Annotated in this window: 29 protein-coding genes; 11 read left to right on the top strand and 18 right to left on the bottom strand. The window is 62.0% G+C overall.

Translation table 11 applies throughout. The features are described from left to right. Window positions 1–100: 100 nt before the first annotated feature. From hisC to KHO53_RS15435, 10 genes are all read right to left on the bottom strand, one after another. Window positions 101–1,147 carry a histidinol-phosphate transaminase gene (gene hisC / locus KHO53_RS15480; protein ID WP_010223369.1) on the bottom strand — a complete coding sequence of 349 codons (1,047 nt, stop codon included), beginning with the start codon at window positions 1,145–1,147 and terminating at the stop codon, window positions 101–103. Between the two features lie 2 nt (window positions 1,148–1,149). Beyond that, window positions 1,150–2,478, bottom strand: coding sequence for a histidinol dehydrogenase (hisD, locus tag KHO53_RS15475; protein WP_213570476.1), 1,329 nt, complete (start codon window positions 2,476–2,478; stop codon window positions 1,150–1,152). 136 nt (window positions 2,479–2,614) lie between these two features. Then, complete coding sequence (gene hisG, locus KHO53_RS15470; protein WP_010223371.1) at window positions 2,615–3,250, bottom strand: ATP phosphoribosyltransferase; 636 nt, start codon at window positions 3,248–3,250, stop codon at window positions 2,615–2,617. A gap of 107 nt (window positions 3,251–3,357) precedes the next feature. Beyond that, window positions 3,358–4,623 (bottom strand): UDP-N-acetylglucosamine 1-carboxyvinyltransferase, encoded by a 1,266-nt coding sequence (gene murA, locus KHO53_RS15465; protein WP_010223372.1) that lies wholly within the window; start codon window positions 4,621–4,623, stop codon window positions 3,358–3,360. A 23-nt stretch (window positions 4,624–4,646) separates the two neighbouring features. Beyond that, entirely contained in the window at window positions 4,647–4,886 is a 240-nt protein-coding gene (locus KHO53_RS15460) for a BolA family protein (protein ID WP_010223373.1), read from the bottom strand. A gap of 115 nt (window positions 4,887–5,001) precedes the next feature. Next, the gene (locus KHO53_RS15455; RefSeq protein WP_010223374.1) at window positions 5,002–5,307 is read right to left on the bottom strand and encodes an STAS domain-containing protein; all 306 of its coding nucleotides are present in this window, start codon (window positions 5,305–5,307) and stop codon (window positions 5,002–5,004) included. Next, on the bottom strand, window positions 5,304–5,954 hold the full coding sequence (locus KHO53_RS15450) for an MlaC/ttg2D family ABC transporter substrate-binding protein (RefSeq protein ID WP_036993958.1): 651 nt from the start codon (window positions 5,952–5,954) through the stop codon (window positions 5,304–5,306). The genes KHO53_RS15455 and KHO53_RS15450 overlap by 4 nt, the downstream gene beginning before the upstream one ends. A 9-nt stretch (window positions 5,955–5,963) precedes the next feature. Further along, entirely contained in the window at window positions 5,964–6,431 is a 468-nt protein-coding gene (gene mlaD, locus KHO53_RS15445; protein WP_010223376.1) for an outer membrane lipid asymmetry maintenance protein MlaD, read from the bottom strand. Continuing rightward, window positions 6,431–7,228 carry a lipid asymmetry maintenance ABC transporter permease subunit MlaE gene (mlaE, locus tag KHO53_RS15440; RefSeq protein ID WP_010223377.1) on the bottom strand — a complete coding sequence of 266 codons (798 nt, stop codon included), beginning with the start codon at window positions 7,226–7,228 and terminating at the stop codon, window positions 6,431–6,433. Before mlaE ends, mlaD begins: the two co-directional genes overlap by 1 nt. Next, window positions 7,228–8,037: an ATP-binding cassette domain-containing protein gene (locus KHO53_RS15435; protein ID WP_010223378.1), complete on the bottom strand. Its 810-nt coding sequence runs from the start codon at window positions 8,035–8,037 to the stop codon at window positions 7,228–7,230. Before KHO53_RS15435 ends, mlaE begins: the two co-directional genes overlap by 1 nt. A 244-nt stretch (window positions 8,038–8,281) precedes the next feature. Between KHO53_RS15435 and KHO53_RS15430 the strand changes: the two genes are divergently transcribed. The 10 genes from KHO53_RS15430 (at window position 8,282) to KHO53_RS15385 (ending at window position 15,292) form a co-directional block, all read left to right on the top strand. Next, entirely contained in the window at window positions 8,282–9,256 is a 975-nt protein-coding gene (locus KHO53_RS15430; RefSeq protein ID WP_010223379.1) for a KpsF/GutQ family sugar-phosphate isomerase, read from the top strand. Continuing rightward, window positions 9,257–9,781, top strand: a complete 525-nt coding sequence (locus KHO53_RS15425) for a KdsC family phosphatase (RefSeq protein ID WP_010223380.1) — start codon at window positions 9,257–9,259, stop codon at window positions 9,779–9,781. It begins immediately after the preceding gene. A gap of 8 nt (window positions 9,782–9,789) precedes the next feature. Next, window positions 9,790–10,365 (top strand): LPS export ABC transporter periplasmic protein LptC, encoded by a 576-nt coding sequence (gene lptC / locus KHO53_RS15420; RefSeq protein WP_010223381.1) that lies wholly within the window; start codon window positions 9,790–9,792, stop codon window positions 10,363–10,365. Next, complete coding sequence (lptA, locus tag KHO53_RS15415; RefSeq protein WP_010223382.1) at window positions 10,352–10,876, top strand: lipopolysaccharide transport periplasmic protein LptA; 525 nt, start codon at window positions 10,352–10,354, stop codon at window positions 10,874–10,876. The genes lptC and lptA overlap by 14 nt, the downstream gene beginning before the upstream one ends. Further along, window positions 10,877–11,602 (top strand): LPS export ABC transporter ATP-binding protein, encoded by a 726-nt coding sequence (lptB, locus tag KHO53_RS15410; RefSeq protein WP_010223383.1) that lies wholly within the window; start codon window positions 10,877–10,879, stop codon window positions 11,600–11,602. It abuts the gene before it with no gap. Between the two features lie 179 nt (window positions 11,603–11,781). After that, window positions 11,782–13,275, top strand: a complete 1,494-nt coding sequence (locus KHO53_RS15405; RefSeq protein ID WP_010223384.1) for an RNA polymerase factor sigma-54 — start codon at window positions 11,782–11,784, stop codon at window positions 13,273–13,275. Window positions 13,276–13,356: 81 nt separating this feature from the next. Further along, entirely contained in the window at window positions 13,357–13,665 is a 309-nt protein-coding gene (hpf, locus tag KHO53_RS15400; RefSeq protein ID WP_010223385.1) for a ribosome hibernation-promoting factor, HPF/YfiA family, read from the top strand. Between the two features lie 12 nt (window positions 13,666–13,677). Then, window positions 13,678–14,142, top strand: coding sequence for a PTS IIA-like nitrogen regulatory protein PtsN (ptsN, locus tag KHO53_RS15395; RefSeq protein ID WP_010223386.1), 465 nt, complete (start codon window positions 13,678–13,680; stop codon window positions 14,140–14,142). 2 nt (window positions 14,143–14,144) lie between these two features. Then, window positions 14,145–14,999 (top strand): RNase adapter RapZ, encoded by an 855-nt coding sequence (gene rapZ / locus KHO53_RS15390; RefSeq protein WP_010223387.1) that lies wholly within the window; start codon window positions 14,145–14,147, stop codon window positions 14,997–14,999. 20 nt (window positions 15,000–15,019) lie between these two features. After that, complete coding sequence (locus KHO53_RS15385; protein ID WP_010223388.1) at window positions 15,020–15,292, top strand: HPr family phosphocarrier protein; 273 nt, start codon at window positions 15,020–15,022, stop codon at window positions 15,290–15,292. Between the two features lie 15 nt (window positions 15,293–15,307). Here KHO53_RS15385 and KHO53_RS15380 read toward each other — a convergent pair whose 3' ends face one another. The 6 genes from KHO53_RS15380 to pmbA form a co-directional block, all read right to left on the bottom strand. After that, window positions 15,308–16,201, bottom strand: coding sequence for a ZIP family metal transporter (locus KHO53_RS15380; protein ID WP_036993956.1), 894 nt, complete (start codon window positions 16,199–16,201; stop codon window positions 15,308–15,310). An 11-nt stretch (window positions 16,202–16,212) separates the two neighbouring features. Next, window positions 16,213–16,824 (bottom strand): superoxide dismutase, encoded by a 612-nt coding sequence (locus KHO53_RS15375; protein ID WP_010223391.1) that lies wholly within the window; start codon window positions 16,822–16,824, stop codon window positions 16,213–16,215. A 1-nt stretch (window position 16,825) separates the two neighbouring features. Continuing rightward, a complete protein-coding gene (locus tag KHO53_RS15370; RefSeq protein WP_010223392.1) occupies window positions 16,826–17,287 on the bottom strand; it encodes a DUF2753 family protein in 462 nt (153 codons plus the stop codon). Window positions 17,288–17,314: 27 nt separating this feature from the next. Continuing rightward, complete coding sequence (locus tag KHO53_RS15365; protein ID WP_159388156.1) at window positions 17,315–18,691, bottom strand: class II fumarate hydratase; 1,377 nt, start codon at window positions 18,689–18,691, stop codon at window positions 17,315–17,317. Then, on the bottom strand, window positions 18,684–19,085 hold the full coding sequence (locus KHO53_RS15360) for a FagA protein (RefSeq protein WP_081492803.1): 402 nt from the start codon (window positions 19,083–19,085) through the stop codon (window positions 18,684–18,686). Before KHO53_RS15360 ends, KHO53_RS15365 begins: the two co-directional genes overlap by 8 nt. A 215-nt stretch (window positions 19,086–19,300) precedes the next feature. Beyond that, a complete protein-coding gene (gene pmbA / locus KHO53_RS15355; RefSeq protein WP_010223395.1) occupies window positions 19,301–20,647 on the bottom strand; it encodes a metalloprotease PmbA in 1,347 nt (448 codons plus the stop codon). A 108-nt stretch (window positions 20,648–20,755) separates the two neighbouring features. On the opposite strand from pmbA, the gene yjgA reads away from it, so the two are divergent. Further along, window positions 20,756–21,277 carry a ribosome biogenesis factor YjgA gene (gene yjgA / locus KHO53_RS15350; protein WP_010223396.1) on the top strand — a complete coding sequence of 174 codons (522 nt, stop codon included), beginning with the start codon at window positions 20,756–20,758 and terminating at the stop codon, window positions 21,275–21,277. 42 nt (window positions 21,278–21,319) lie between these two features. On the opposite strand, the gene tldD is transcribed toward yjgA, so the two are convergent. Both tldD and KHO53_RS15340 read right to left on the bottom strand, forming a co-directional pair. Continuing rightward, complete coding sequence (tldD, locus tag KHO53_RS15345) at window positions 21,320–22,759, bottom strand: metalloprotease TldD (protein ID WP_010223397.1); 1,440 nt, start codon at window positions 22,757–22,759, stop codon at window positions 21,320–21,322. Between the two features lie 2 nt (window positions 22,760–22,761). Beyond that, complete coding sequence (locus KHO53_RS15340) at window positions 22,762–23,613, bottom strand: carbon-nitrogen hydrolase family protein (protein WP_010223398.1); 852 nt, start codon at window positions 23,611–23,613, stop codon at window positions 22,762–22,764. Window positions 23,614–23,619: the final 6 nt, after the last annotated feature.

The raw sequence follows: 23,619 nt of genomic DNA, 5'->3' as shown, positions 1-23,619 counted from the left end.
GATGAATTCAGAAGGGAAAGATTACCGGTAACAAGCATCGCGGGGCAAGCCCGCTCCCACAGTGGGAGCGGGCTTGCCCCGCGATAAGGACTGAGCAGTTTCAGTTCAGCGCATCAAGCAACGCCTGGTTCTGCTCCGGGGTACCGATGGTGATGCGCAGGAACTGGGCAATCCGCGCCTGCTTGAAGTGCCGCACGATCACCCCTTGCTCGCGCAGGCGGGCCGCAAGCTCGGCGGCATCCTGCTGCGGGTGGCGGGCAAAGATGAAGTTGGCCGCCGACGGCAGGACTTCAAAACCACGGGCGCTCAATTCCTTGACCAGCGACTCGCGGCTGTCGATCACTTTGCGGCAGGTTTCGTCGAAGTACGCGCGGTCGGCGAACGCTGCCGCCGCACCGACAATCGCCATGCGATCGAGCGGGTAGGAGTTGAAACTGTTCTTGATCCGCTCCAGGGCCTCGATCAGGTCCGGGTGGCCCACCGCCAGACCGACCCGCAGACCTGCCAGCGAGCGCGACTTGGACAGGGTCTGGGTGACCAGCAGGTTGTCGTAGCGATCCACCAGGCTGATGGCGGTCTGGCCGCCAAAGTCGATGTAGGCTTCATCGACCACCACCACCGAATCCGGGTTGGCCTTGAGCAGTTGCTCGATGGCCTCCAGGGCCAGCAGGCAACCGGTCGGTGCGTTGGGGTTGGGGAAGATGATCCCGCCATTGGCCTTGCGGTAATCGTCGACACGGATCTGGAACTGCTCATCCAGCGCCACCGCCTCGAACGGGATGCCGTACAGGCCGCAGTAGACCGGGTAGAAGCTGTAGCTAATGTCTGGGAACAACAGCGGCGCATCGTGCTGGAACAGGCCATGGAAGATGTGCGCCAGCACTTCGTCCGAACCGTTGCCGAGAAATACCTGGTTGCCCTGCACGCCGTAGTATTCGGCCACCGCCTGCTTGAGCAGGTCGCTGTTAGGGTCCGGGTACAGGCGCAGGTTGTCGTTCAACTCGCCACGCATGGCTTCCAGCGCCTTGGGCGATGGGCCGTAGGGGTTTTCATTGGTGTTGAGCTTGACCAGCTTGGCCAGCTTTGGCTGCTCGCCCGGCACGTAAGGCACCAGGTCCTTGACGAAGGGGCTCCAGAATTTACTCATGTTCAGTTCCCCTTTTTGTTATCGGCAAGGATGCGGTATTCGGCGCTGCGGGCGTGGGCGGTCAGCGATTCGCCACGGGCCAGTACCGAGGCGGTGTGGCCCAGCTCGGAAGCGCCCTGCTCGGAGCAGAAGATGATCGACGAACGCTTCTGGAAGTCGTACACCCCCAGCGGCGACGAGAAGCGCGCGGTGCCGGAGGTTGGCAGTACGTGGTTGGGGCCTGCGCAGTAATCGCCCAGGGCTTCGCTGGTGTGGCGGCCCATGAAGATCGCACCGGCATGGCGAATCTGCGGCAGCCAAGCTTGCGGATCGGCCACCGACAACTCCAAGTGCTCCGGCGCAATACGGTTGGCAACGTCCATCGCCTGCTGCATGTCGCGCACCTGGATCAGCGCACCACGGCCGTTGATCGAGGTCTTGATGATCTCGGCGCGTTCCATGGTCGGCAGCAGCTTGTCGATGCTGGCGGCAACCTTGTCGAGGAACGCGGCGTCAGGGCTGACCAGAATCGCCTGGGCATCTTCGTCGTGCTCGGCCTGGGAGAACAGGTCCATGGCGATCCAGTCCGGGTCGGTCTGGCCGTCGCATATCACGAGAATCTCCGACGGGCCGGCGATCATGTCGATACCTACCTGACCGAACACATGACGCTTGGCGGTGGCCACGTAGATGTTGCCCGGGCCAACCACCTTGTCGACCTGTGGCACGCTTTCGGTGCCATAGGCCAGGGCGGCAACCGCCTGGGCGCCACCGATGGTGAAGACCCGGTCGACACCGGCAATGCAGGCGGCGGCCAGGACCAGCTCGTTGACCTCGCCACGCGGGGTCGGCACCACCATGACCACTTCACCGACACCGGCGACCTTGGCCGGAATCGCGTTCATCAGTACCGACGAGGGGTACGACGCCTTGCCGCCTGGCACATACAGGCCGGCGCGGTCCAGTGGCGTGACCTTCTGGCCGAGCACGGTGCCGTCGGCTTCGGTGTAGCTCCAGGAATCCTGCTTCTGCCGTTCGTGGTAGCTGCGCACCCGCTCTGCGGCTTTTTCCAGCGCTTCACGCTGGGCCGGGGTGATGCGGGTCAGGGCCAGCTCCAGGCGCTCGCGACCGAGGATCAGGTCGTTGATCGAAGTGGCTTGCACGCCATCGAAACGCTGGGTGAACTCCACCAGCGCCGCATCGCCGCGCTCGCGCACGGCCTTGATGATGTCGAGCACGCGCTGGTTGACCGCGTCGTCAGAGACACTTTCCCAGCTCAGCAGATGATCCAGATGTCGGGCGAAATCCGGGTCAGCGGCATTGAGTCGGGCGATTGCAGTGGACGTGGTCATAGCGAGGGCCTCAATAAATGGCGAATGCTCAGGCGCCCTAAGCTACCAGTCCATCCGCGCGGGCACCCGAGAAAATTGGCTATGACGCGGATAGACGGGCGCGACAGCGAAGGCCGCGCGCAGGAGGTAGAAAGTCTTAGCCGCGGTGTCGCGATTCGACCGCTTCGCGCAGGGTGTCGATCAGGCTCTGGATGCGGGCGTGCTGCATCTTCATCGAAGCCTTGTTGACCACCAGCCGGGAGCTGATGGTGGCAATCAGTTCCTGGGGTTCCAGGCCGTTGGCACGCAGGGTATTGCCGGTGTCGACGACGTCGATGATCTTGTCGGCCAGGCCGATCAGCGGCGCCAGCTCCATCGAGCCATACAGCTTGATGATATCGACCTGACGGCCTTGTTCGGCGTAGTAGCGCTTGGCAACGTTGACGAACTTGGTGGCGATGCGCAAACGGCCTTTAGGCTCGGCAGCGCCGATCTTGCCGGCGGTCATCAGCTTGCACTGGGCAATCTGCAGGTCCAGCGGCTCGTACAGGCCCTGGCCACCGTACTCCATCAGCACGTCCTTGCCGGCCACGCCCAGATCGGCGGCACCATGCTCGACATAGGTCGGCACGTCGGTGGCGCGCACGATCAGCAGACGAACGTCTTCCTGAGTCGTAGGAATGATCAGCTTGCGGCTCTTGTCCGGGTTCTCGGTCGGAACGATACCGGCTTCCGCCAGCAGCGGCAGGGTGTCGTCGAGAATCCGACCTTTGGATAGCGCGATGGTCAACATGGGAAACGTCGGTCCTTATGCGGCTACAGCCGGCCGGGCACTCAACAGGCCCGACCGCATTAATTCGGTGCAGCAATTGGCTGGCGCGTCCCTGCGCCACTCACAGACTAGCCCGGTACGCGACGGATCTTGGCGCCGAGCATCTGCAGTTTTTCCTCGATGCACTCGTAACCACGGTCGATGTGGTAGATGCGGTCGATCAGCGTATCGCCTTCGGCAACCAGCGCCGACAGCACCAGGCTGGCCGAAGCCCGCAGGTCGGTGGCCATTACTGGAGCGCCTTTGAGGGTCTTGGTCCCGGTCACGATGGCAGTGTTGCCTTCGACCTGGATCAGGGCGCCCATGCGGTGCATTTCGTAGACGTGCATGAAGCGGTTTTCGAAGATCGTCTCGATCACCGCGCCGGTGCCTTCGGCAATGGCGTTGAGGGAGATGAACTGCGCCTGCATGTCGGTCGGGAACGCTGGGTACGGAGCGGTACGCAGGTTGACGGCTTTGGGCCGCTTGCCGTGCATGTCCAGCTCGATCCAGTCTTCACCGGTGGTGACTTCGGCACCAGCTTCCTTGAGTTTTTCAAGGACGGCTTCGAGGATGGTCGGATCGGTGTCCTTGACCTTGACGCGGCCGCCAGTAACGGCAGCAGCCACCAGGTAGGTACCGGTTTCGATACGGTCAGGCATGACGCGGTAGGTCGCCGAACCCAGACGCTCGACGCCGTCGATGGTGATGGTGTCGGTACCGGCGCCCTGAACCTTGGCGCCCATAGCGTTGAGGAAGTTGGCGAGGTCGACCACTTCCGGCTCGCGCGCGGCGTTTTGCAGCACGCTGCGGCCTTTGGCCAGGGCTGCGGCCATCATGATGTTCTCGGTACCGGTCACGCTGACGGTATCAAAGAAGAAGTGCGCGCCACGCAGGCCGCCTTCAGGGGCCTTGGCCTTGATGTAGCCGCCTTCGACCTCGATCTTCGCGCCCATGGCTTCCAGGCCACGGATGTGCAGGTCGACCGGACGCGAACCAATGGCGCAACCGCCAGGCAGGGCCACTTCGGCCTCGCCGAAACGGGCGACCATCGGGCCCAGCACCAGGATCGAGGCGCGCATGGTTTTCACCAGCTCGTACGGCGCGACCAGGGTCTTGATGGTGCGTGGGTCGATTTCGACCGAGAGCTTCTCGTCGATCACCGGCTCAATGCCCATGCGGCCGAACAGCTCGATCATCGTGGTGATGTCGTGCAGGTGTGGCAGGTTGCCCACGGTGACCGGGCCATCGCAGAGCAAGGTCGCCGCCAGAATCGGCAGGGCAGCGTTCTTTGCCCCGGAAATGCGGATTTCGCCATCGAGGCGAACGCCGCCAGTAATAATCAGTTTGTCCATTAGAGTCTCGCCGCCAAGTTGGCTCAGGTGCGCTCAGCCCAGGCTGCGCTGCTGAAAAATTTCATGGTTACCGCATGGATGCTGCCATCGGTGATCCACGGGTTAAGGTGAGCATAGATCTGCTGCTGACGCTTGACCGGGCTCAGGGCCGCCAATTCATCGCTGATCACGTTCAACTGGAAGTTGCAGCCTTCGCCTTCAACTTCGACCCGGGTTCCCGGCAACTTTTCTTCAAGGAAGTTCTTAACTTCTACGGCCTGCATGCTCAACCTCAATCGGCGCCCTGTGCGCGCGGGTCGGCCATCATACAAAAAAGCCCCTCGCCTGCGAACCCCGTAATCGGAGACTCTGACAGAGGGGCCAGTCGCTGGCTGGCGGTCATTGACCGGCCAGCACCTCATCGAGGTCATAAACTTCGGCGATTTCACGCATGTCCTGGGGCATGGAGCGGACCTGCACGGCCTTGCCCGCCGCCTTGCCATCGCGCATGAACGCCAGCAGCAGGGACAGGCCGACGCTGCTGGATTTCTCGACCTTCGAGCAATCCAGCACCAAAGCCTGGGCCTTGCACGCCGCGATCAGGGCCTTGCCTTCCTTGCGCAAGGCAGGCCCGCTGCGGTAATCCAGGACCCCGGCCAGGTTCAATACACCCGGCTCGCTCATGGTCACGGCGTTGTCGGTCATTGCGCTTGCTTCTCGGCCGCTTGCTCGGTGGACTCCTTGGCCTTGGCCACTTCGCCGGCCCAGCCGTCGATGGTCTTGTCCAGGTTGTTGCCGTTGCGCTGCATGGCGTCGGCGAACTGGTCACGGAACAGCTTGCCGATGTTGATGCCGTTGACGATGACGTTACGCACTTTCCACTCGCCATTGAGCTTGGTCAGGGTGTACTGCACCGGGTAAACGGCACCGTTGTTGCCCTTGACCGTCATGTCGACGCTGGCGCGCTCATCACCGTCCTGCTTGGCATTGCCGACAGTGATGCCCTGGTTGTTGTATTCGAGCAGGGCGTTGCCGTAGAACTGCATCAGGCTGCGCTTGAAGTTCTCCTGGAAGCGCTGCATCTGCGCCGGGCTGGCCTGGCGCGAATACTTGACGGTCATGATGCTTTTCGAGATGCCGTCGGCATCGACGACCGGGCCCAGGTTGGCATTGAGCGCATCGTAGAACGCACTCGGGTTGGCCTTGTACTGTTCTTTGTTGGTCTTGAGGTCAGACAGCAACTGGCTGGTGGTCTTCTCGATCACCTCTTTGGGGGACTGAGCAGCCGCGCCGGCCATCAGTGGCAGCGCTGCCAGCAACACCAGCAAGCCGCGTCGCAGGATAGAAATCATGGAAACTCCTTATTTAGCTTCTTTGCCAACGGTATTGAGCAGGAACTTGCCAATCAGATCTTCCAGTACCAGCGCCGACTGGGTGTCGTGAATGGTTGCACCATCCTTGAGCACCGCATCTTCTCCGCCCACGCTGATACCGATGTACTTCTCGCCGAGCAGCCCTGCGGTGAGGATAGATGCAGTGGAGTCGACCGGCAGATTGTCTACCCGTTTTTCCAGCTGCAGCGTCACCCGACCGGTAAAGGTGTCACGATCCAGATCGATGGCGGTGACCTTGCCGATGGTCACACCGGCCATGGTCACTTTAGCTCTGACAGTCAAACCGGCGATATTGTCGAAATTGGCATAAAGTTTATAGGTATCGCTGCTCGGGCTCGCCGACAGGCCGCTGACACGCAGGGCCAGCAGGATCAGCGCCAGGATCCCGGCCAGAAGAAACAGGCCGACACCGATTTCCAGGGTGCGGTTTTGCATCAGAAATCTCCAAACATCAAGGCGGTCAGAATAAAGTCCAGACCCAGGACTGCCAATGAGGCATAGACCACGGTCTTGGTAGTGGCACGACTGATCCCCTCTGAAGTGGGCTCGCAGTCATAGCCCTGGAATACGGCAATCCAGGTCACGACGAAGGCAAAAACCAGGCTCTTGATCACCCCGTTGAGCACATCGTCGGTAAAGGAAACACTGTTCTGCATGTTGGCCCAGAACGAGCCTTCGTAGACGCCCAGCCAGTCCACGGCAACCCAGGAGCCACCCCAGATGCCGACCACGCTGAAGATCAGCGCCAGCAACGGCAGGGAGATGAAACCGGCCCACAACCGAGGGGCAACGATGTACTTGAGCGGGTCGACACCGATCATTTCCAGGCTGGACAACTGCTCGGTGGACTTCATGTTGCCGATCTCGGCGGTCAGCGCCGAGCCTGCACGGCCGGCAAACAGCAAGGCGGTAACCACCGGCCCGAGTTCACGCAGCAAGGTCAGGGCAACCATCTGCCCCACCGCCTGTTCCGAGCCGTACTTGGTCAGGATGCTGAACCCCTGCAGGGCCAGCACCATGCCGATGAACACCCCGGAAACGACAATGATCGCCAGCGACAGCACGCCAACCGAATACAGCTGCCGGACCAGCAGCTGGAAGCCGCCGCCGGTGCCGCTGCGCCCTACCAGCGAATGCAGCAGGAACAAAAAGGAGCGGCCGAGTACGGCCAGCACGTCGATGGCCGAACGGCCAAAACGACGAATACGTTCGAGCATGGATTTTTTGCGCATCAACGCTTCCCCAGAAGATCGGCGCGGTAATCCGGCGCAGGAAAGTGAAAGGGCACCGGACCATCCGGATCGCCTTTCATGAATTGACGAATGCGCGGGTTATCGGAGCCCATCAGTTCCTCTGGCGTGCCCTGCCCCAGGACCTGACCATCACCCACCACGTAGATGTAGTCGGCAATGCTGGCGGTTTCGGCCAGATCATGGGAAACCACGATACTGGTGATGCCCAGGGCGTCGTTGAGCAGGCGGATCAGCCGTACCAGCACCCCCATGGCAATCGGATCCTGGCCGACGAACGGCTCGTCGTACATGAGGATCTGCGGGTCCAGAGCGATGGCCCTGGCCAGGGCGACGCGACGCTTCATGCCTCCGGACAACTCGTCGGGCATCAGCTCGATGGCGCCGCGCAGGCCAACGGCCTGGAGCTTCATCAGGACGATGTCGCGAATCATCTCGTCGGACAGCTGGGTATGTACCCGCAACGGGAAGGCGACGTTCTCGAACACATCGAGATCGGTGAACAGCGCGCCGCTCTGGAACAGCACGCCCATTTGCTTGCGGGCATCGAACAGGTCACTGCGCGACAGGGTCGGCAGATTCTGCCCTGCCACCCAGACTTCGCCGCTGGCCGGACGCAACTGTGCGCCCATCAGCCTCAGCAGCGTGGTCTTGCCGCACCCGGAAGGCCCCATGATACCGGTAACCTTGCCGCGCGGAATGCGTATGTCGACATTATTGAAGATGCTGCGCGAACCGCGCTTGAAGGTTACGCCCTTCAATTCGACCGCGTAGGCGTTATCAACGCTCATCTAGACTCCTTGCGATGCAGCCTTCTCACTCAGACGCGCGCCCCCTTCGTGGAGGCACGCCCGCACCGAGCGGGCCGAACAGCAGCGAACTATAGCACCGCTGATAGGGCCGCCCCAAGGCCGCCACGGTGCTTGTTCAGGTATGGTTAAGCTAAGTGGACGACTGTATGACAATCACAAGGTGAGGCTTTTGCCCTTTACCGCTATAATCGCCGCCTTTTCATCAGGCAATCCGATTTTCGACATGAGCCAATCCAGCGACCTGATCCAATCCGCGCAGCGCACCATCCGTTTCGAACTCGAGGCGGTTGAGGGCCTGCTGGCCCACATCGACGCCGATTTCGTCAAGGCATGCGAGCTGATCCTGGCCAGCAAAGGCCGGGTAGTGGTGGTCGGCATGGGCAAGTCGGGGCACATCGGCAACAAGATCGCCGCCACCCTGGCCAGCACCGGTACGCCGGCGTTTTTCGTCCACCCGGCCGAAGCCAGCCATGGCGACATGGGCATGATTACCCGTGATGACGTGATCCTGGCCCTGTCCAACTCGGGCTCGACGGCCGAGATCGTCACCCTGTTGCCGCTGATCAAGCGCCTGGGCATCCAGTTGATCAGCCTCACCGGCAACCCCGACTCGCCGCTGGCCAAGGCCGCCGAAGTCAACCTCGACGCCCGCGTCGCCCAGGAAGCCTGCCCGCTCAACCTGGCACCGACCTCCTCGACCACCGCAGCACTGGTACTGGGCGATGCCCTGGCCATCGCGCTGCTCGAGGCCCGCGGCTTTACCGCTGAAGACTTCGCGTTCTCGCACCCTGGCGGCGCCCTCGGCCGACGCCTGCTGCTCAAAGTCGAGAACGTCATGCACGCTGGCGACGAGTTGCCGCAGGTTCAGCGCGGTACCCTGCTCAAGGACGCGCTCCTCGAAATGTCTCGCAAAGGTTTGGGCATGACCGTGGTACTCGAAGCCGACGGACGGCTGGCCGGGATCTTCACCGACGGCGATCTGCGCCGTAGCCTCGATCGCAACATCGATGTGCACAAGACCCTCATCGAGGAAGTCATGACTGCCCACGGCAAGACCGCCCGCGCCGAGATGCTCGCCGCCGAGGCCCTGAAGATCATGGAAGACCACAAGATCAGCGCCCTGGTGGTGATCGACAAGGACGAGCGCCCGGTTGGCGCCCTGAACATGCACGACCTGTTGCGTGCGGGAGTGATGTAAATGACCCAGGACCTGCTCCAGCGCGGCAAAGCCATCAAACTGGCAGTTTTCGACGTAGACGGCGTACTCACCGATGGGCGCCTGTACTTTCTCGAAGACGGCAGCGAATTCAAGACCTTCAACACCCTCGACGGCCAGGGCATCAAGATGCTCATGAACTCGGGCGTGACCACCGCCATCATCAGCGGGCGCAAGACCCCGGTGGTCGAGCGCCGGGCAAAGAACCTCGGCATTCCTCACCTGTACCAGGGCCGCGAAGATAAATTGGTGGTATTGGACGAGCTTCTTGGCCAGCTCAACCTAAGCTATGAACAGGTTGCCTATCTGGGCGACGACCTGCCTGACCTGCCCGTGATCCGACGGGTCGGGCTGGGCATGGCGGTGGCCAACGCCGCCGCCTTCGTTCGCGAGCACGCTCATGGGGTGACCCTGGCGCGCGGCGGCGAAGGTGCAGCTCGCGAGTTCTGCGAACTGATCCTGCAAGCCCAGGGCAATCTTGAAGCGGCCAACAGCCATTACCTGTAGAGCGACACATGTTCAGTAAGAAAATCCGCAACATTGCGCTGTTCAGTGTGATTGCCGCCTTGCTGGTGGCGATCGGCTACTGGAACATCAGCCCCGAGAGCTTCCTCGACAACAAACCTGTTGTCGGGCCCGACCAGAGCGCCATTGACTATTACGCCGTGAACGCCCGCAGCGTGCAGTTCCTGCCCGACGGCAAGATGCAGTACGAGATGACCGCCGACAAGGTCGAGCACCTCAAGGCCAGCGAAGTGACCTTGCTGACCACGCCGGACCTGCAGATGTACCGTGGCACCACTTACCCGTGGCACGTGCAAAGCGAGCGCGGCGAGGTCAACCCCGATGGCAGCGAAGTCGAACTGATCGACTCGGTACGGGTTGCCCGCACCGATGAAAAAAACCGCACCATGATCATTACCACCAGCCGCATGACGGTATTCCCGCAGAAGCAATATGCGCAAACCGAGCAAGCCGTTAGAATCGACGGCGCCGGTGGCGTAACTACGGGCAATGGAATGAAAGCGTATTTGAAAGACGGCAGGATGGACCTGCTGTCCAACGTAAGAGGACAGTATGAGGCTCGTTAAAACCCTCCCCTTTTTGCTCAGCCTGAGCGCAGCACTGGGAAGCGCGAGCGCCTGGGCCCTGCCGACCGACCGTGACCAGCCGATCCGTATCCAGGCTGACCATGCTCAACTGGATGACAAACAAGGCGTCGCCACCTACACCGGTGACGTGATCATCACCCAGGGTTCGATGATGATCAAAGGCAACACCGTGACCATCACCCGCACTGCCGGTGGCGACATCGACGTGGTGACCTCGGTGGGCAACCTGGCCTACTTCGAACAGCAGCAGAGCGCGGCCAAGCCAGACAAGATGCAAGGCTATGGCAAGACCATCCAGTACAATGCGCCGCAAAACCGCATCGTCCTGATCGACCGCGCCAAAGTGATCAACGAAGGCAACACCACCGAAGGCGAGAAGATCGTCTACGACACGGTGAAACAGATCGCTACCGCCGGTCGCGGTGGCAAAGTCACCGAGTCGCGCCCACGCATCGACATGGTGATCCAGCCGAAGAAGAAGGCCGAGTAAATGGCAACCCTCAAAGCCCAGCACCTGGCCAAGAGCTACAAGAGCCGGCAAGTGGTCCGCGACGTCAGCCTGTCGATCGACAGCGGCCAGATCGTCGGCCTGCTCGGCCCCAACGGCGCCGGCAAGACCACCTGTTTCTACATGATCGTCGGCCTGGTCCAGGCCGATCAGGGCCGCGTCCTGATCGACGACCACGATGTCAGCCATCAGCCCATGCACGGCCGCGCGCGCGCCGGTATCGGCTACCTGCCGCAGGAAGCCTCGATCTTTCGCAAGCTGTCGGTGGCCGACAACATCATGGCCATCCTTGAAACCCGCAAGGACCTCGACCGCGATGGCCGGCGCAAGGAACTGGAAAGCCTGCTGCAGGAATTCCACATCAGCCACATCCGCGACAACCTCGGCATGAGCCTCTCCGGTGGCGAGCGTCGCCGCGTCGAGATCGCCCGCGCCCTGGCCACTGCGCCGAAGTTCATTTTGCTCGACGAACCCTTTGCCGGTGTCGACCCGATCTCGGTCGGCGACATCAAGCAGATCATCCACCACCTGAAGGCCAAGGGCATTGGCGTTCTGATCACCGACCACAACGTCCGTGAAACCCTGGATATCTGTGAAACCGCTTACATCGTCAACGATGGCCAACTGATCGCCGAAGGCGATGCAGAGACCATCCTGGCCAACGATCTGGTCAAAGAGGTTTACCTCGGCCATGAGTTCCGCCTGTAGGCTCAAGGTGTAAGGCGCTGCCAGAGCGCTCTCGATCAAGCCAGTTCATGGCTTAATTGTTACGGCGCTCTAGGCAAACGCTGCAATTTCAGGCATATAATTTGCTTAAAGTTGGCGCTTCGGTGCCCTTGTAGTGGATGGCGCATGTGCGCCGGCAAATAAGGTGTTAAGCCCCTGCCATGAAACCATCGCTCGTCCTAAGAATGGGCCAGCAACTGACGATGACCCCGCAGTTGCAACAGGCCATACGTCTGCTCCAGCTTTCTACCCTGGACCTCCAGCAGGAAATCCAGGAAGCGCTGGAATCAAACCCGATGCTCGAACGCCAGGAAGACGGCGACGACTTCGACAACAGCGACCCGATGGCTGACAACGCCGAGAGCAAACCCGTCGCCGAAGTTCAGGAAACCAGCTTCCAGGAGACCGCCCCGACGGTGGACAACCTCGAAGAAGGCGAATGGAACGAGCGCATCCCCAACGAGCTACCGGTCGATACCGCCTGGGAAGACATCTACCAGACCAGCGCCAGCAGCCTGCCCAGCAACGACGATGACGAGTGGGACTTCACCACCCGCACCTCCGCTGGCGAAAGCCTGCAGAGCCACCTGCTCTGGCAGCTCAACCTGGCACCGATGTCCGACACCGACCGGCTGATCGCCGTGACCCTGATCGACTGCATCAACAACCAGGGCTACCTCGACGAAACCCTGGAAGAAATCTGCGACTCCTTCGACCCCGAGCTCGACATCGAGCTGGATGAAGTCGAAGCCGTGCTGCACCGTATTCAACAGTTCGAACCGGCCGGCATCGGCGCGCGCAACCTCAGCGAGTGCCTGTTGCTGCAATTGCGCCAACTGCCGCCAGGCACCCCGTGGATGGCCGAAGCCCAGCGCCTGGTCAGCGACTACATCGACCTGCTCGGTGGCCGCGACTACAGCCAGCTGATGCGCCGCATGAAGCTCAAGGAAGATGAACTGCGCCAGGTCATCGAACTGGTGCAGAGCCTCAACCCGCGCCCAGGTTCGCAGATCGAGTCCAGCGAAGCCGAATACGTGGTGCCGGACGTGATCGTGCGCAAGGACAACGAGCGCTGGCTGGTCGAGCTCAACCAGGAAGCGGTACCGCGCCTGCGGGTCAACCCGCAGTACGCCGGCTTCGTTCGCCGCGCCGACACCAGCGCCGACAACACCTTCATGCGCAACCAGTTGCAAGAGGCGCGCTGGTTCATCAAGAGCCTGCAAAGCCGTAACGAGACCCTGATGAAGGTCGCCACCCAGATCGTCGAGCACCAGCGTGGCTTCCTCGATCACGGCGATGAGGCGATGAAGCCGCTGGTGCTGCACGATATCGCTGAAGCGGTGGGCATGCACGAATCGACCATTTCCCGGGTCACCACGCAAAAATACATGCACACCCCTCGCGGTATTTACGAGCTGAAGTACTTTTTCTCCAGCCACGTCAGCACCTCCGAAGGCGGCGAGTGCTCGTCCACGGCGATCCGCGCGATCATCAAAAAACTGGTTGCAGCGGAAAATCAGAAAAAGCCATTGAGTGACAGCAAGATCGCTGGTTTACTGGAGGCACAAGGCATCCAGGTAGCACGTCGCACCGTCGCCAAGTACCGCGAGTCCCTCGGCATTGCACCGTCGAGCGAGCGCAAGCGATTGATGTAACGGCTCCTGAGGTGTGCCACCGCAGTTCAGTGGCAGGCGCAACACCTGCCTCTTATGCACCGGCAACAAAGGAGAAGCTGTATGCAAGTCAATATCAGTGGACAGCATGTAGAAGTTACTCAGCCCCTGCGTGAGTACGTCGAGCAGAAGTTGAAACGGCTGGAGGGGCATTTCGACAAGATTACCAATGTGACGGTAATCATGAAGGTCGAGAAGTTGCAGCAGAAGATTGAAGCAACGCTGTTCATTCCCGGCGGCGAAGTGGTTGCAAATGCCGAACACCAAGACATGTATGCAGCGATCGATGCCTTGACTGACAAGCTCGACCGCCAACTGAAAAAACACAAGGAAAAACAGCAAAGCCTGCTGCAAGGTGCAGCGGCCCGCTGATCCCCCTCATCCATGATCCGACTTGAAACCATCCTGACCCCCGGCCGTTCCCTTGTGAACGTGCCGGGCGGCAGTAAAAAGCGTGCGCTCGAACAGATCGCCAATCTGATCGGCAAACAAGTGCCCGAGCTGGACACCCAGGACGTGTACGAAGCCCTGATCGCCCGGGAAAAACTGGGCTCTACCGGCTTCGGCAACGGCATTGCCATTCCGCATTGCCGCCTCAAGGGCTGCGAATCGCCGGTCAGCGCACTGTTGCACCTTGACGCCCCTATCGATTTCGACGCCATCGATGGCGCCCCGGTCGACCTGCTGTTCGTACTGCTGGTCCCGGAAGCGGCTACCGATGCGCACCTGGAGCTGCTGCGCCAGATCGCCAGCATGCTCGATAGCAAGGACGTACGCGACAAACTGCGTGCGGCCACCAGTAACGAATCCTTGTACCAGGTCGTACTGGACGTACAGAACGGGCACTGAACATGCGCTTGATCATCGTTAGCGGCCGGTCCGGCTCCGGCAAGAGCACCGCCCTCGATGTACTTGAGGACAACGGTTACTACTGCATCGACAACCTGCCGGCGGGCTTGCTGCCGCAGCTGGCCGAAAACGCCCTGATCAATACCGAACTGATGCAGCCCAAGGTGGCGGTGTCGATCGACGCGCGCAACCTGCCAAGCCACCTCACGCGCTTCCCCGAACTGCTTGAGGAAGCCCGTAGCCGGCACATCCAGTGCGATGTCCTGTACCTGGACGCCGACGAAGAAACCCTGCTCAAGCGTTTCTCGGAAACCCGTCGCCGCCACCCGCTGACCAATGCCGAACGCTCGTTGGCCGAAGCCATCAAGGTCGAGAGCGATTTGCTCGGGCCGATCGCCGACCTCGCTGACTTGAAGATCGACACCACCAACCTGAACCTCTATCAGTTGCGTGATTCGATCAAGTTGCGCCTGCTGAACCAGCCGGAGCCAGGCACGGCCTTCCTGGTCGAGTCCTTCGGCTTCAAGCGCGGCATGCCGGTAGACGCCGACCTGGTGTTCGATGTGCGCTGCCTGCCCAACCCTTACTGGAAGCCGGAACTTCGCGACCATTCAGGGCTGGAGCAACCGGTGATCGACTACCTGGCAGCACAGCCGGATGTCGAGGACATGTTCCAGGACATCTCCAGCTACCTGCTCAAATGGTTGCCACGCTTTGCCGCCAGCAACCGCGCCTATGTCACCATTGCCATCGGCTGCACCGGCGGTCACCACCGCTCGGTGTACCTGACCGAGCGACTGGGACAGCTGCTGCAACAATCGTTGAAGAACGTCCAGGTTCGCCACCGCGACCTCTAGCCCACAGGATCCCCGCCTCGATGCCCGCTCGTGAAATCACCATCATCAACAAGCTGGGGCTGCACGCCCGGGCGGCGGCGAAATTCGTAGGTGTAGCCGGACGCTTTCCCTGCCAGGTCCGAGTGGGCCGTACACCCCAGAGCCTGGTCGACGGCAAGAGCATCATGGCCGTGATGATGCTCGCAGCTGGCAAGGGCACTCAGGTGCACCTGCACACCGAAGGCGAAGAAGACGACGCAGCACTGGCTGCACTGGTCGAGCTGATCAACAACTACTTCGACGAGGGCGAGTAACCCGCCCCCGTTTTCTCAAGACAGCGCCGTGTCCATCACCATCATCAGGCAGAAGCCGATGCACAGGCCAAGACTGGCCAGCCGGTGATGGCCATTGCTGCGCGATTCCGGAATGATTTCCTGGGTCACCACCAGCAACATCGCACCTGCCGCGCAGGCCAGCCCCAATGGCAGCAACAACTCCGCCACGCTAACCAGCCAGGCGCACACCACTGCCGCCAGCGGCTCGACCAGACCTGAAGCCGCACCGATCAGAAACGCCTTGAAACGGGCCATCCCCGCCCCTGCCAGCACCAGGGCGATGACCAGGCCTTCGGGCACATCCTGCAAGGCGATACCCATGGCCAGGCTGTCGGCATCAGGCATGCCGCCGCCGGCAGACACGCCAATGGCCATCCCTTCCGGAATGTTATGGGCAATGATGGCGATGACGAACACCCAGATCCGCGCGGCGATCACCGGCTGCTGGGCAGTACCGACCAGCGCCTCCGGTGAAGCGCCGGAGACCTTCAGGTCCACCAGGTACAGACAGAAGGCCCCGAACAGCAAGCCGAAGCTGATCAAGCCACCCGCGCCCCATTTACCCAGGCCAATGGCCTGGGCGGCATCCAGCCCGGGAATGATCAGCGAGAAAGCCGTGGCCGCCAGCATCACCCCGGCACCGAAGCCCAGCAGGGTATCGGCGAGCGCCACCGGCATGTTGCGGATCACCAGCACCGGCACGGCGCCCAGGGCAGTGCCCAGGGCGCACAGCGCACCGCCTTCAAGTGCCCGCAGCATGCGCGGCTCCAGATCAAGCCAGGCGATACCCTGAGCCACCAGCAGCGCGAAGCCGACCAGCAGCAACAGGGTACCGAGCGCCAGGCGAAACAGCCGCACTCCGGCAATGGACATCACATCCGAACGCATACCAGCGCGACTCACACAAGCGCGGCTGCGTAACGACGCTCTACCTCGGACCAGTCGATCACGTTGTAGAACGCGTTGATGTATTCCGGACGGCGGTTCTGGTACAGCAGGTAGTAAGCGTGCTCCCAGACGTCCAGGCCGAGGATCGGCGTATTGCCGTTCATCAGCGGGCTGTCCTGGTTACCACTGCTTTCGACCACCAGGGTCTTGGCCGGGGTCACGCTCAACCAGGCCCAGCCGCTGCCGAAACGGGTCAGCGCAGCCTTGGTAAAGGCCTCCTTGAAGGCGTCGAAGCCACCCAATTGCTCCTCGATGGCCTTGGCCACGGCGCCTTGTGGCAAGCCGCCGCCCTTGGGCGACATCACCGTCCAGAACAGCGAGTGGTTGGCGTGTCCGCCCCCCTGGTTGATCACGGCGTTCTGCAGTTTTTCCGGCAGCTGTTTAACGCTGGCGACCAGTTTTTCCACCGGCCACTCGGCATACTCGCTGCCTTCTACCGCCGCATTGAGGTTGTTGATGTAGGTCTGGTGGTGCTTGCTGTGGTGAATCTGCATGGTCTGGGTATCGATGTGCGGTTCCAGCGCATCGTAGGCGTAAGGCAATGCAGGCAAGGTATAAGGCATATCACTGGATTCCATATCGTAGGGCTGAAGGCGCGGTGCTTTCCTGGCCGGCATGCAGGGCCGGCTGCGGCTCGTGCCGGTAGAGCAGACGTTCGGTGCGCGGGTACTGGCCGTACTCGCTGATAAAGCTCAGCAACTCGGTGTAGGTCTTGCTGCTGTGGCGCAGCGCAGCTTCACGCAACCTCGGCGCCAGGCGTGGGTCCTGGGCGCTCTGCAGCAGCCGCTGGTGAATGGCGCAGAGGTACTCGGCGCTTTCCTGCGGCTGATTCAGGCGCAGGTGCAAGTCGGCCAGGTTATGGTGGGCGATGACACAAGCGGCCACCGCTTCGTCGGCGTCATGCCAGCGCTCGAACAACACCTGGGCAAGCGCCAGGGCCTGCAGATACAACTCGCGGGCATCGACCAGCTCGCCCTGCTCGAACAAGCGGTTGGCAATTTCGGTGGTGCGTTTCCAGTGCTGCATGACTAACCTCCAGAGCGGTGGACCGGCTCAGATCCCGCCAGCGGTGAGCTTTTCCGGATCGAGCAGCGCTTCAAGCTGGCTGCGCGGCAGGTCGGTATGTTCCAGGGCCACGTCAATAATCGGGCGACCTTGCTTGTAGGCGGTCTTGGCGATCTCGGCGGCCTTTTGGTAGCCGATGATCGGGTTCAGCGCGGTCACCAGGATCGGGTTGCGTGCCAACGCTTCCTTGAGTTTTGGCTCGTTGACCTTGAAGCTGGCAATCGCCTTGTCGGCCAGCAGGCGGCTGGCATTGGCCATCAGCTCGATGCTGCTGAGCAGGTTCTGGGCAATGATCGGCAGCATCACGTTGAGCTCGAAGTTGCCCGACTGTCCGGCCACGGCGATGGTCGCGTCGTTGCCGATCACCTGCGCGGCAACCATGGCGGTAGCCTCCGGAATAACCGGGTTGACCTTGCCCGGCATGATCGAGGAGCCCGGCTGCAAGCCTTCGAGCTCGATTTCGCCAAGGCCCGCCAGTGGCCCGGAGTTCATCCAGCGCAAGTCGTTGGCGATCTTCATCAGCGCCACCGCCGTTGTCTTGAGCTGGCCGGAAACGGCCACTGCGGTGTCTTGCGAGCCGATCAGGGCAAACAGGTTATCCCCAGGGACGAACTCGACGCGGGTCAGCGCGGTCAGTTGCCGGCTGAAGCGGGCAGCGAATTCAGGGTGGGCATTGATGCCGGTGCCCACCGCGGTACCGCCCTGGGCCAGCGCCTGCAGGCTTGGCAAGGTGGCTTGCAGGTGAGCAATAGCCGCCTTGATCTGCGCCGCCCAGCCACCCAGCACCTGGCTCATGCGCACCGGCATGGCGTCCATCAGGTGGGTGCGGCCGGTCTTGATGAACGGATGCACCTGTTCAGCCTTGGCGTCGATGACCTTGACCAGATGGTTTAGTGCCGGCAGCAACTGCTCATGCAAGGCCAGCGCGGCGCTGACATGAATGGTGGTGGGGATGATGTCGTTGCTGCTTTGCCCGCAGTTGACATGATCGTTGGGGTTGACCGTGTCGCCCAGCACGCGGCTGGCCAGGGTGGCGATCACCTCGTTGGCGTTCATGTTCGAGCTGGTCCCGGAACCGGTCTGGAAGATATCCACCGGGAAGTGCTGCATGAAATCGCCCGCCAGCAGTTGCTCCACGGCGTTGACGATCGCCTCGCCCCGGGCCGGGTCCAGCTGTTTGAGCTCGATATTGGCCTTGGCCGCGGCAGCCTTGGCCAGCAGCAGCGCGCGAATGAACTGGGTCGGCATGCGTTGCTGGCTGATCGGAAAGTTGTTCACCGCGCGCTGGGTCTGGGCGCCATACAGGGCCTCGGCCGGCACCAGCAGTTCACCCATGCTGTCGCGCTCGATACGGGTATTACTCATCATCAAGTCCTTGCATCAGTTCATCGTAGGAAATCGAAGGCAGCAGCACGCAGTTCGCCAATTGCAGGGCGAAGGGCTGCCAGCGCTGGTTGTGTTCATGGCGATCTAGGTTGCGCAGCTCCAGCAGCGGGCGCCAGGCCTGGTCCAGGCACAGGCAGCGCCAATGCCAGGGCAGTGCACGATCGCAGGCGGTATCCAGCAACAGGCGAAATGAAGTCAGGGCGACGGTCCAGGCGCTGGTACCGGTGCAGCACACCAGGTAGCGGCCTTCAGTGAGGTAGTGCTCGATCAGGCGCGGCTCGTCCGGGTCCAGGGCACAGCGAATGCGCCGGCTCAGCCAGCGCCAGTTTTCCAGGTAGGGCAATTCGTGGAGGACTGGTTTCATGAACATCATCGCCGAGATAATGATATTCATTATTAGGTGATAATCAGAATCAGTTCAAGGGCGAGAAAAAAGAAAAACAAAAAGCCCGACACAGGGCCGGGCTTTGCAGGGGGTGTAGGAACGGGCTCTGCGCGCTCGATCGCTGGCAAGTCCAGCTCCCACAGGTCCAGCTTACATCGAACCATTGTGGGAGCTGGCTTGCCAGCGATGAGGCCGGTAGGGGCTTAACTGCCCGCTACGGTCATCCGCTCAATCAATACCGAACCTGTGTGAATATTGCTGCGGGTTTCAAGATCATTACCGATCGCGACGATTTGCTGGAACATGTCCTTCATATTGCCGGCGATCGTCACCTCCTGAACAGCGAACTGAATCTCGCCGTTTTCAACCCAGAAGCCTGCGGCACCACGAGAATAGTCACCGGTGACCATGTTCAGGCCATGGCCCATCAGCTCGGTGACCAACAGCCCGCGGCCCATGCGCCGCAGCAAGGCCGCCTGGTCTTCGACGCCATGGGTAACGAACAGGTTATGCACGCCACCGGCGTTGGCGGTGCTCGGCAAGCCGAGCTTGCGTCCGGAATAGGTGCCCAGCACATAAGACACAAGCTGGCCATTCTCGACGAACGGTTTGGCGTAGGTTGCCAGGCCATCACCATCGAAGGCCGCACTGCCCAACGCCCTTTGCAGGTGCGGACGCTCATCCAGCGTCAGCCAGCTCGGGAACAGGCGCTGGCCCATGGCGCCATCAAGGAAAGATGACTTGCGATACAGGTTGCCGCCGGAAATCGCCGAGAGGAAGCTGCCGAACAAACCGCCAGCAAGCTCGGCGGAGAACAGCACCGGTACTTCACAGGTCGGCACCGGGCGCGCGCCGAGGCGGCTGGCCGCCCGTTGCGCGGCGCGAATGCCGATGCTGCGCGGGTCGGCCAGCAATTCGCCCTGGCGGTTGACGTCATACCAGTAATCGCGCTGCATCTGCCCGTCGGCTTCGGCAATCATCACGCAGCTCAGGCTGTGCCGGGTCGAAGCGTAGCCGCCAATAAAGCCATGGCTGTTGCCGTAAACGCGGCAGCCCTGGTGGGTGTTAAGGGTGGTGCCGTCGGCGTTCTTGATCCGTGCATCGGCGTCGAAGGCCGCAGCCTCGCACTCAAGCGCCTTCTCGATAGCCTGCTCGGGGGTGATGTCCCAGGCATGGTACAGGTCGAAATCCGGCTGTTCACGGGCCATCAGTGCCGGATCGGCAAGCCCGGCGCACTCGTCTTCGGAGGTGTGCTTGGCAATCGCCAAGGCGGCGGCGACGGTTTCCCGGATCGCCTCGCTGCCGCTGGCCGACGTGCTCGCCGAGCCCTTGCGCTGCCCCACGTACAGGGTAATGCCGAAGCCCTGGTCGCGGTTGAACTCCACGGTTTCGACTTCGCGCTGGCGCACCGAGGTCGACAACCCCTGCTCCAGCGATACCGCCACTTCACAGGCGCTGGCGCCCTGGCGCCGGGCTTCGGCGATGATCTGCTCGACCTGCTCCTGCAACGCCGGCAGGGCCTGTGGACCTACGCTCTGGACTGCACTCATGGTTTTCTCCACTCAAATTCTGCGTTCGGCGCGGGTCAATCTACGACCGGACCGGACAAGCGGCCCCCGACTGGTTATCATGGCGGCGATTCTCAGCGGACTGCCCCCATGGTTGATTCTTACGACACCGCCTTTGACGGCGAAAAAAGCAAAACCCAGATCAAGCGCGAGATGCAGGCGCTGGTTGATATGGGCGAGCGCCTCACTACGCTCAAGCCCGACACCCTGGCCAAACTGCCGTTGACCGACGAACTGCGCATGGCCCTGGAAGAACACAAGCGGCATACCGCGAACGAGGCGAAAAGACGTCATAAATCGTTCATCGGCAAGCTGATGCGTGACCAGGACATCGACGCGATCAATGCGCTTCTTGACCAGCTCGACGCCTCCTCGCGCCAATACAACGAGCGCTTCCACAATCTCGAACGCTGGCGCGACCGGCTGATCGACGGCACCGACGAAGTCCTGGAGAAATTTGTCCAGGAGTATCCGGATGCCGATCGCCAGCAGCTGCGCTCGCTGATCCGCCAGGCCCAGCACGAGCTGGCGCGCAACAAAGCGCCAACCGCGAGCCGCAAGATCTTCAAATACATCCGCGAGCTCGACGAGATCCAACGCGGCCTGCGTTGAGCCCCGCACACGGGCAGGCGCCCTGCCTGCCCGGTTTCACCTTCATGCGCCCGTGCCACCGACGGTGATCGCATCGATCTTCAGGGTTGGCTGGCCGACACCCACCGGCACCGACTGACCATCCTTGCCACAGGTACCGACACCGCTGTCCAGCGCCAGGTCGTTACCGACCATCGATACCCGGCTCATGGCTTCCGGACCGTTACCGATCAGGGTTGCGCCTTTGACCGGAGCGGTGATCTTGCCGTCTTCGATCAGGTACGCCTCGCTGGTAGAGAACACGAACTTGCCGCTGGTGATGTCCACCTGTCCGCCGCCGAGGTTGGCGCAGTAGATGCCCTTTTTCACCGAGGCGATGATTTCTGCCGGGTCGCTCTCGCCAGCACGCATGTAGGTGTTGGTCATGCGCGGCATCGGCAGATGCGCATAGGACTCGCGGCGGCCATTACCGGTGCGCGCCATGCCCATCAGACGGGCGTTGAGCTTGTCCTGCATGTAGCCCTTGAGGATGCCGTTCTCGATCAGGGTGGTGCACTCGGTCGGAGTGCCTTCGTCATCGACGCTCAGCGAACCGCGACGCCCTTCCAGGGTGCCATCATCGACGATGGTGCACAGGCTTGAAGCCACCTTTTCGCCCATGTGGCCGCTATAGGCCGAGCTGCCCTTGCGGTTGAAGTCACCTTCCAGGCCATGACCCACCGCCTCGTGCAGCAACACGCCGGACCAGCCCGAACCGAGCACCACCGGCAAGGTACCGGCCGGCGCCGGGATCGCTTCAAGGTTGACCAGCGCCTGGCGCAGGGCCTCGCGGGCAAAGCCCATGACCCGCTCGTCAGTGAAATAGCGGTAATCGGTACGCCCGCCACCGCCATGGCCGCCACGCTCGCGGCGACCGTTCTGCTCGACAATCACGCTGACGTTGAAACGCACCAGCGGGCGAATGTCGGCCGCCAGGCTGCCGTCGGCAGCGGCCACCAGGATGCGCTCCCAGACCCCGGCCATGCTGACGGTGACTTGCTGGATGCGTGGATCAAGCTTGCGCGTGGCGGCGTCGACCCGCTTGAGCAGGTCGACCTTTTCGGCGCGGCTGATGACTTCCAGCGGGTTGTCGGTGCCATACAACTGGACGACGTCCTGGCTGTTGAACGCTTGCACACTGCCATTCTGCCCGGCACGGGAGATCGACCGGGCCGCGCGGGCCGCCGACGTCAGGGCTTCGAGATTGATTGCATTGCTGTAGGCAAACCCGGTCTTCTCGCCGGACTGGGCACGCACGCCCACGCCCTGATCGAGGTTGAAGCTGCCTTCTTTGACGATGCCGTCTTCCAGTGCCCAGGATTCGGAAATCTGCCCCTGGAAGTACAGGTCGGCGGCATCGATGCCTGGCCCTGCCAGCTCGCCCAGCACTGACTGCAGGCTGTCGAGGGTCAGGCCGCCCGGCGCCAGCAGGTGTTCGCTGACAGTGGATAACATCTGGCTCATAGTCACTCCGAGGTGTGCGCAGGCCGCAAGGCGTCCTGCGAGAAAAAGCGCCGGTGCAAGGTCACCGGCATCCGCGCCCGGATGGACGCTTGTTCGCTGCTGTCGCGCTCGCCGAGCAGCACGGCCTCGCCACTGGCCTGTTCGGCGACGATGCGCCCCCAGGGGTCGACGATCGCCGCATGGCCATAGGTTTCCCGTGGCCCCGGGTGGGTGCCGCCCTGGGCTGCGGCCAGGACATAGCATTGGGTTTCAATGGCCCGTGCGCGTATCAGCACTTCCCAGTGCGCTGCACCGGTCACCGCAGTGAAGGCCGACGGGGCGCTGATCAATTCGGCCCCGGCCTCGCGCAGCGCACTGTACAGCTCAGGGAAGCGCAGGTCATAGCAGACGCTCAGGCCCAGACGACCCACCGGGGTATCGGCAACCACCACCTGCCCGCCGTGGGCATAGTCATCGGATTCGCGATAGCGGCCGCGGTTATCCGCCACATCGACATCGAACAAGTGCAGCTTGTCGTAGCGCGCCACCTGCTCGCCATGTTCATCGATCAGCAAGGAACAGGCGTGGGACTTGGCCTCGGCCTGGCCGACCGGCGGCAGCGGCAAGGTCCCGGCCACTATCCATAACTTGAGGTCGCGGGCAGTCTGTTTCAACCAGGGCAGGATCGGGCCTTCGCCCAGCGCTTCGGCGCGGCCGATTGCAGCGCTGTCGCGCCGGCCCATGGCGGCGAAGTTTTCCGGTAGCACGGCGAGCCGCGCGCCACCTGCGGCCGCCTGCTCAAGCAGGTGCCGGGCTCGCTCCAGGTTGGCCAGAACGTCGCTCTGGCTGACCATCTGGATAACCGCTGACTTCATGCCGGC

This window comes from Pseudomonas sp. RC2C2, assembly GCF_018390435.1.
Taxonomy (GTDB): Bacteria; Pseudomonadota; Gammaproteobacteria; order Pseudomonadales; family Pseudomonadaceae; genus Aquipseudomonas; species Aquipseudomonas donghuensis.
Note: the sequence above shows the minus strand (reverse complement) of the source record. Positions and strands in the feature narration are given on the sequence as shown.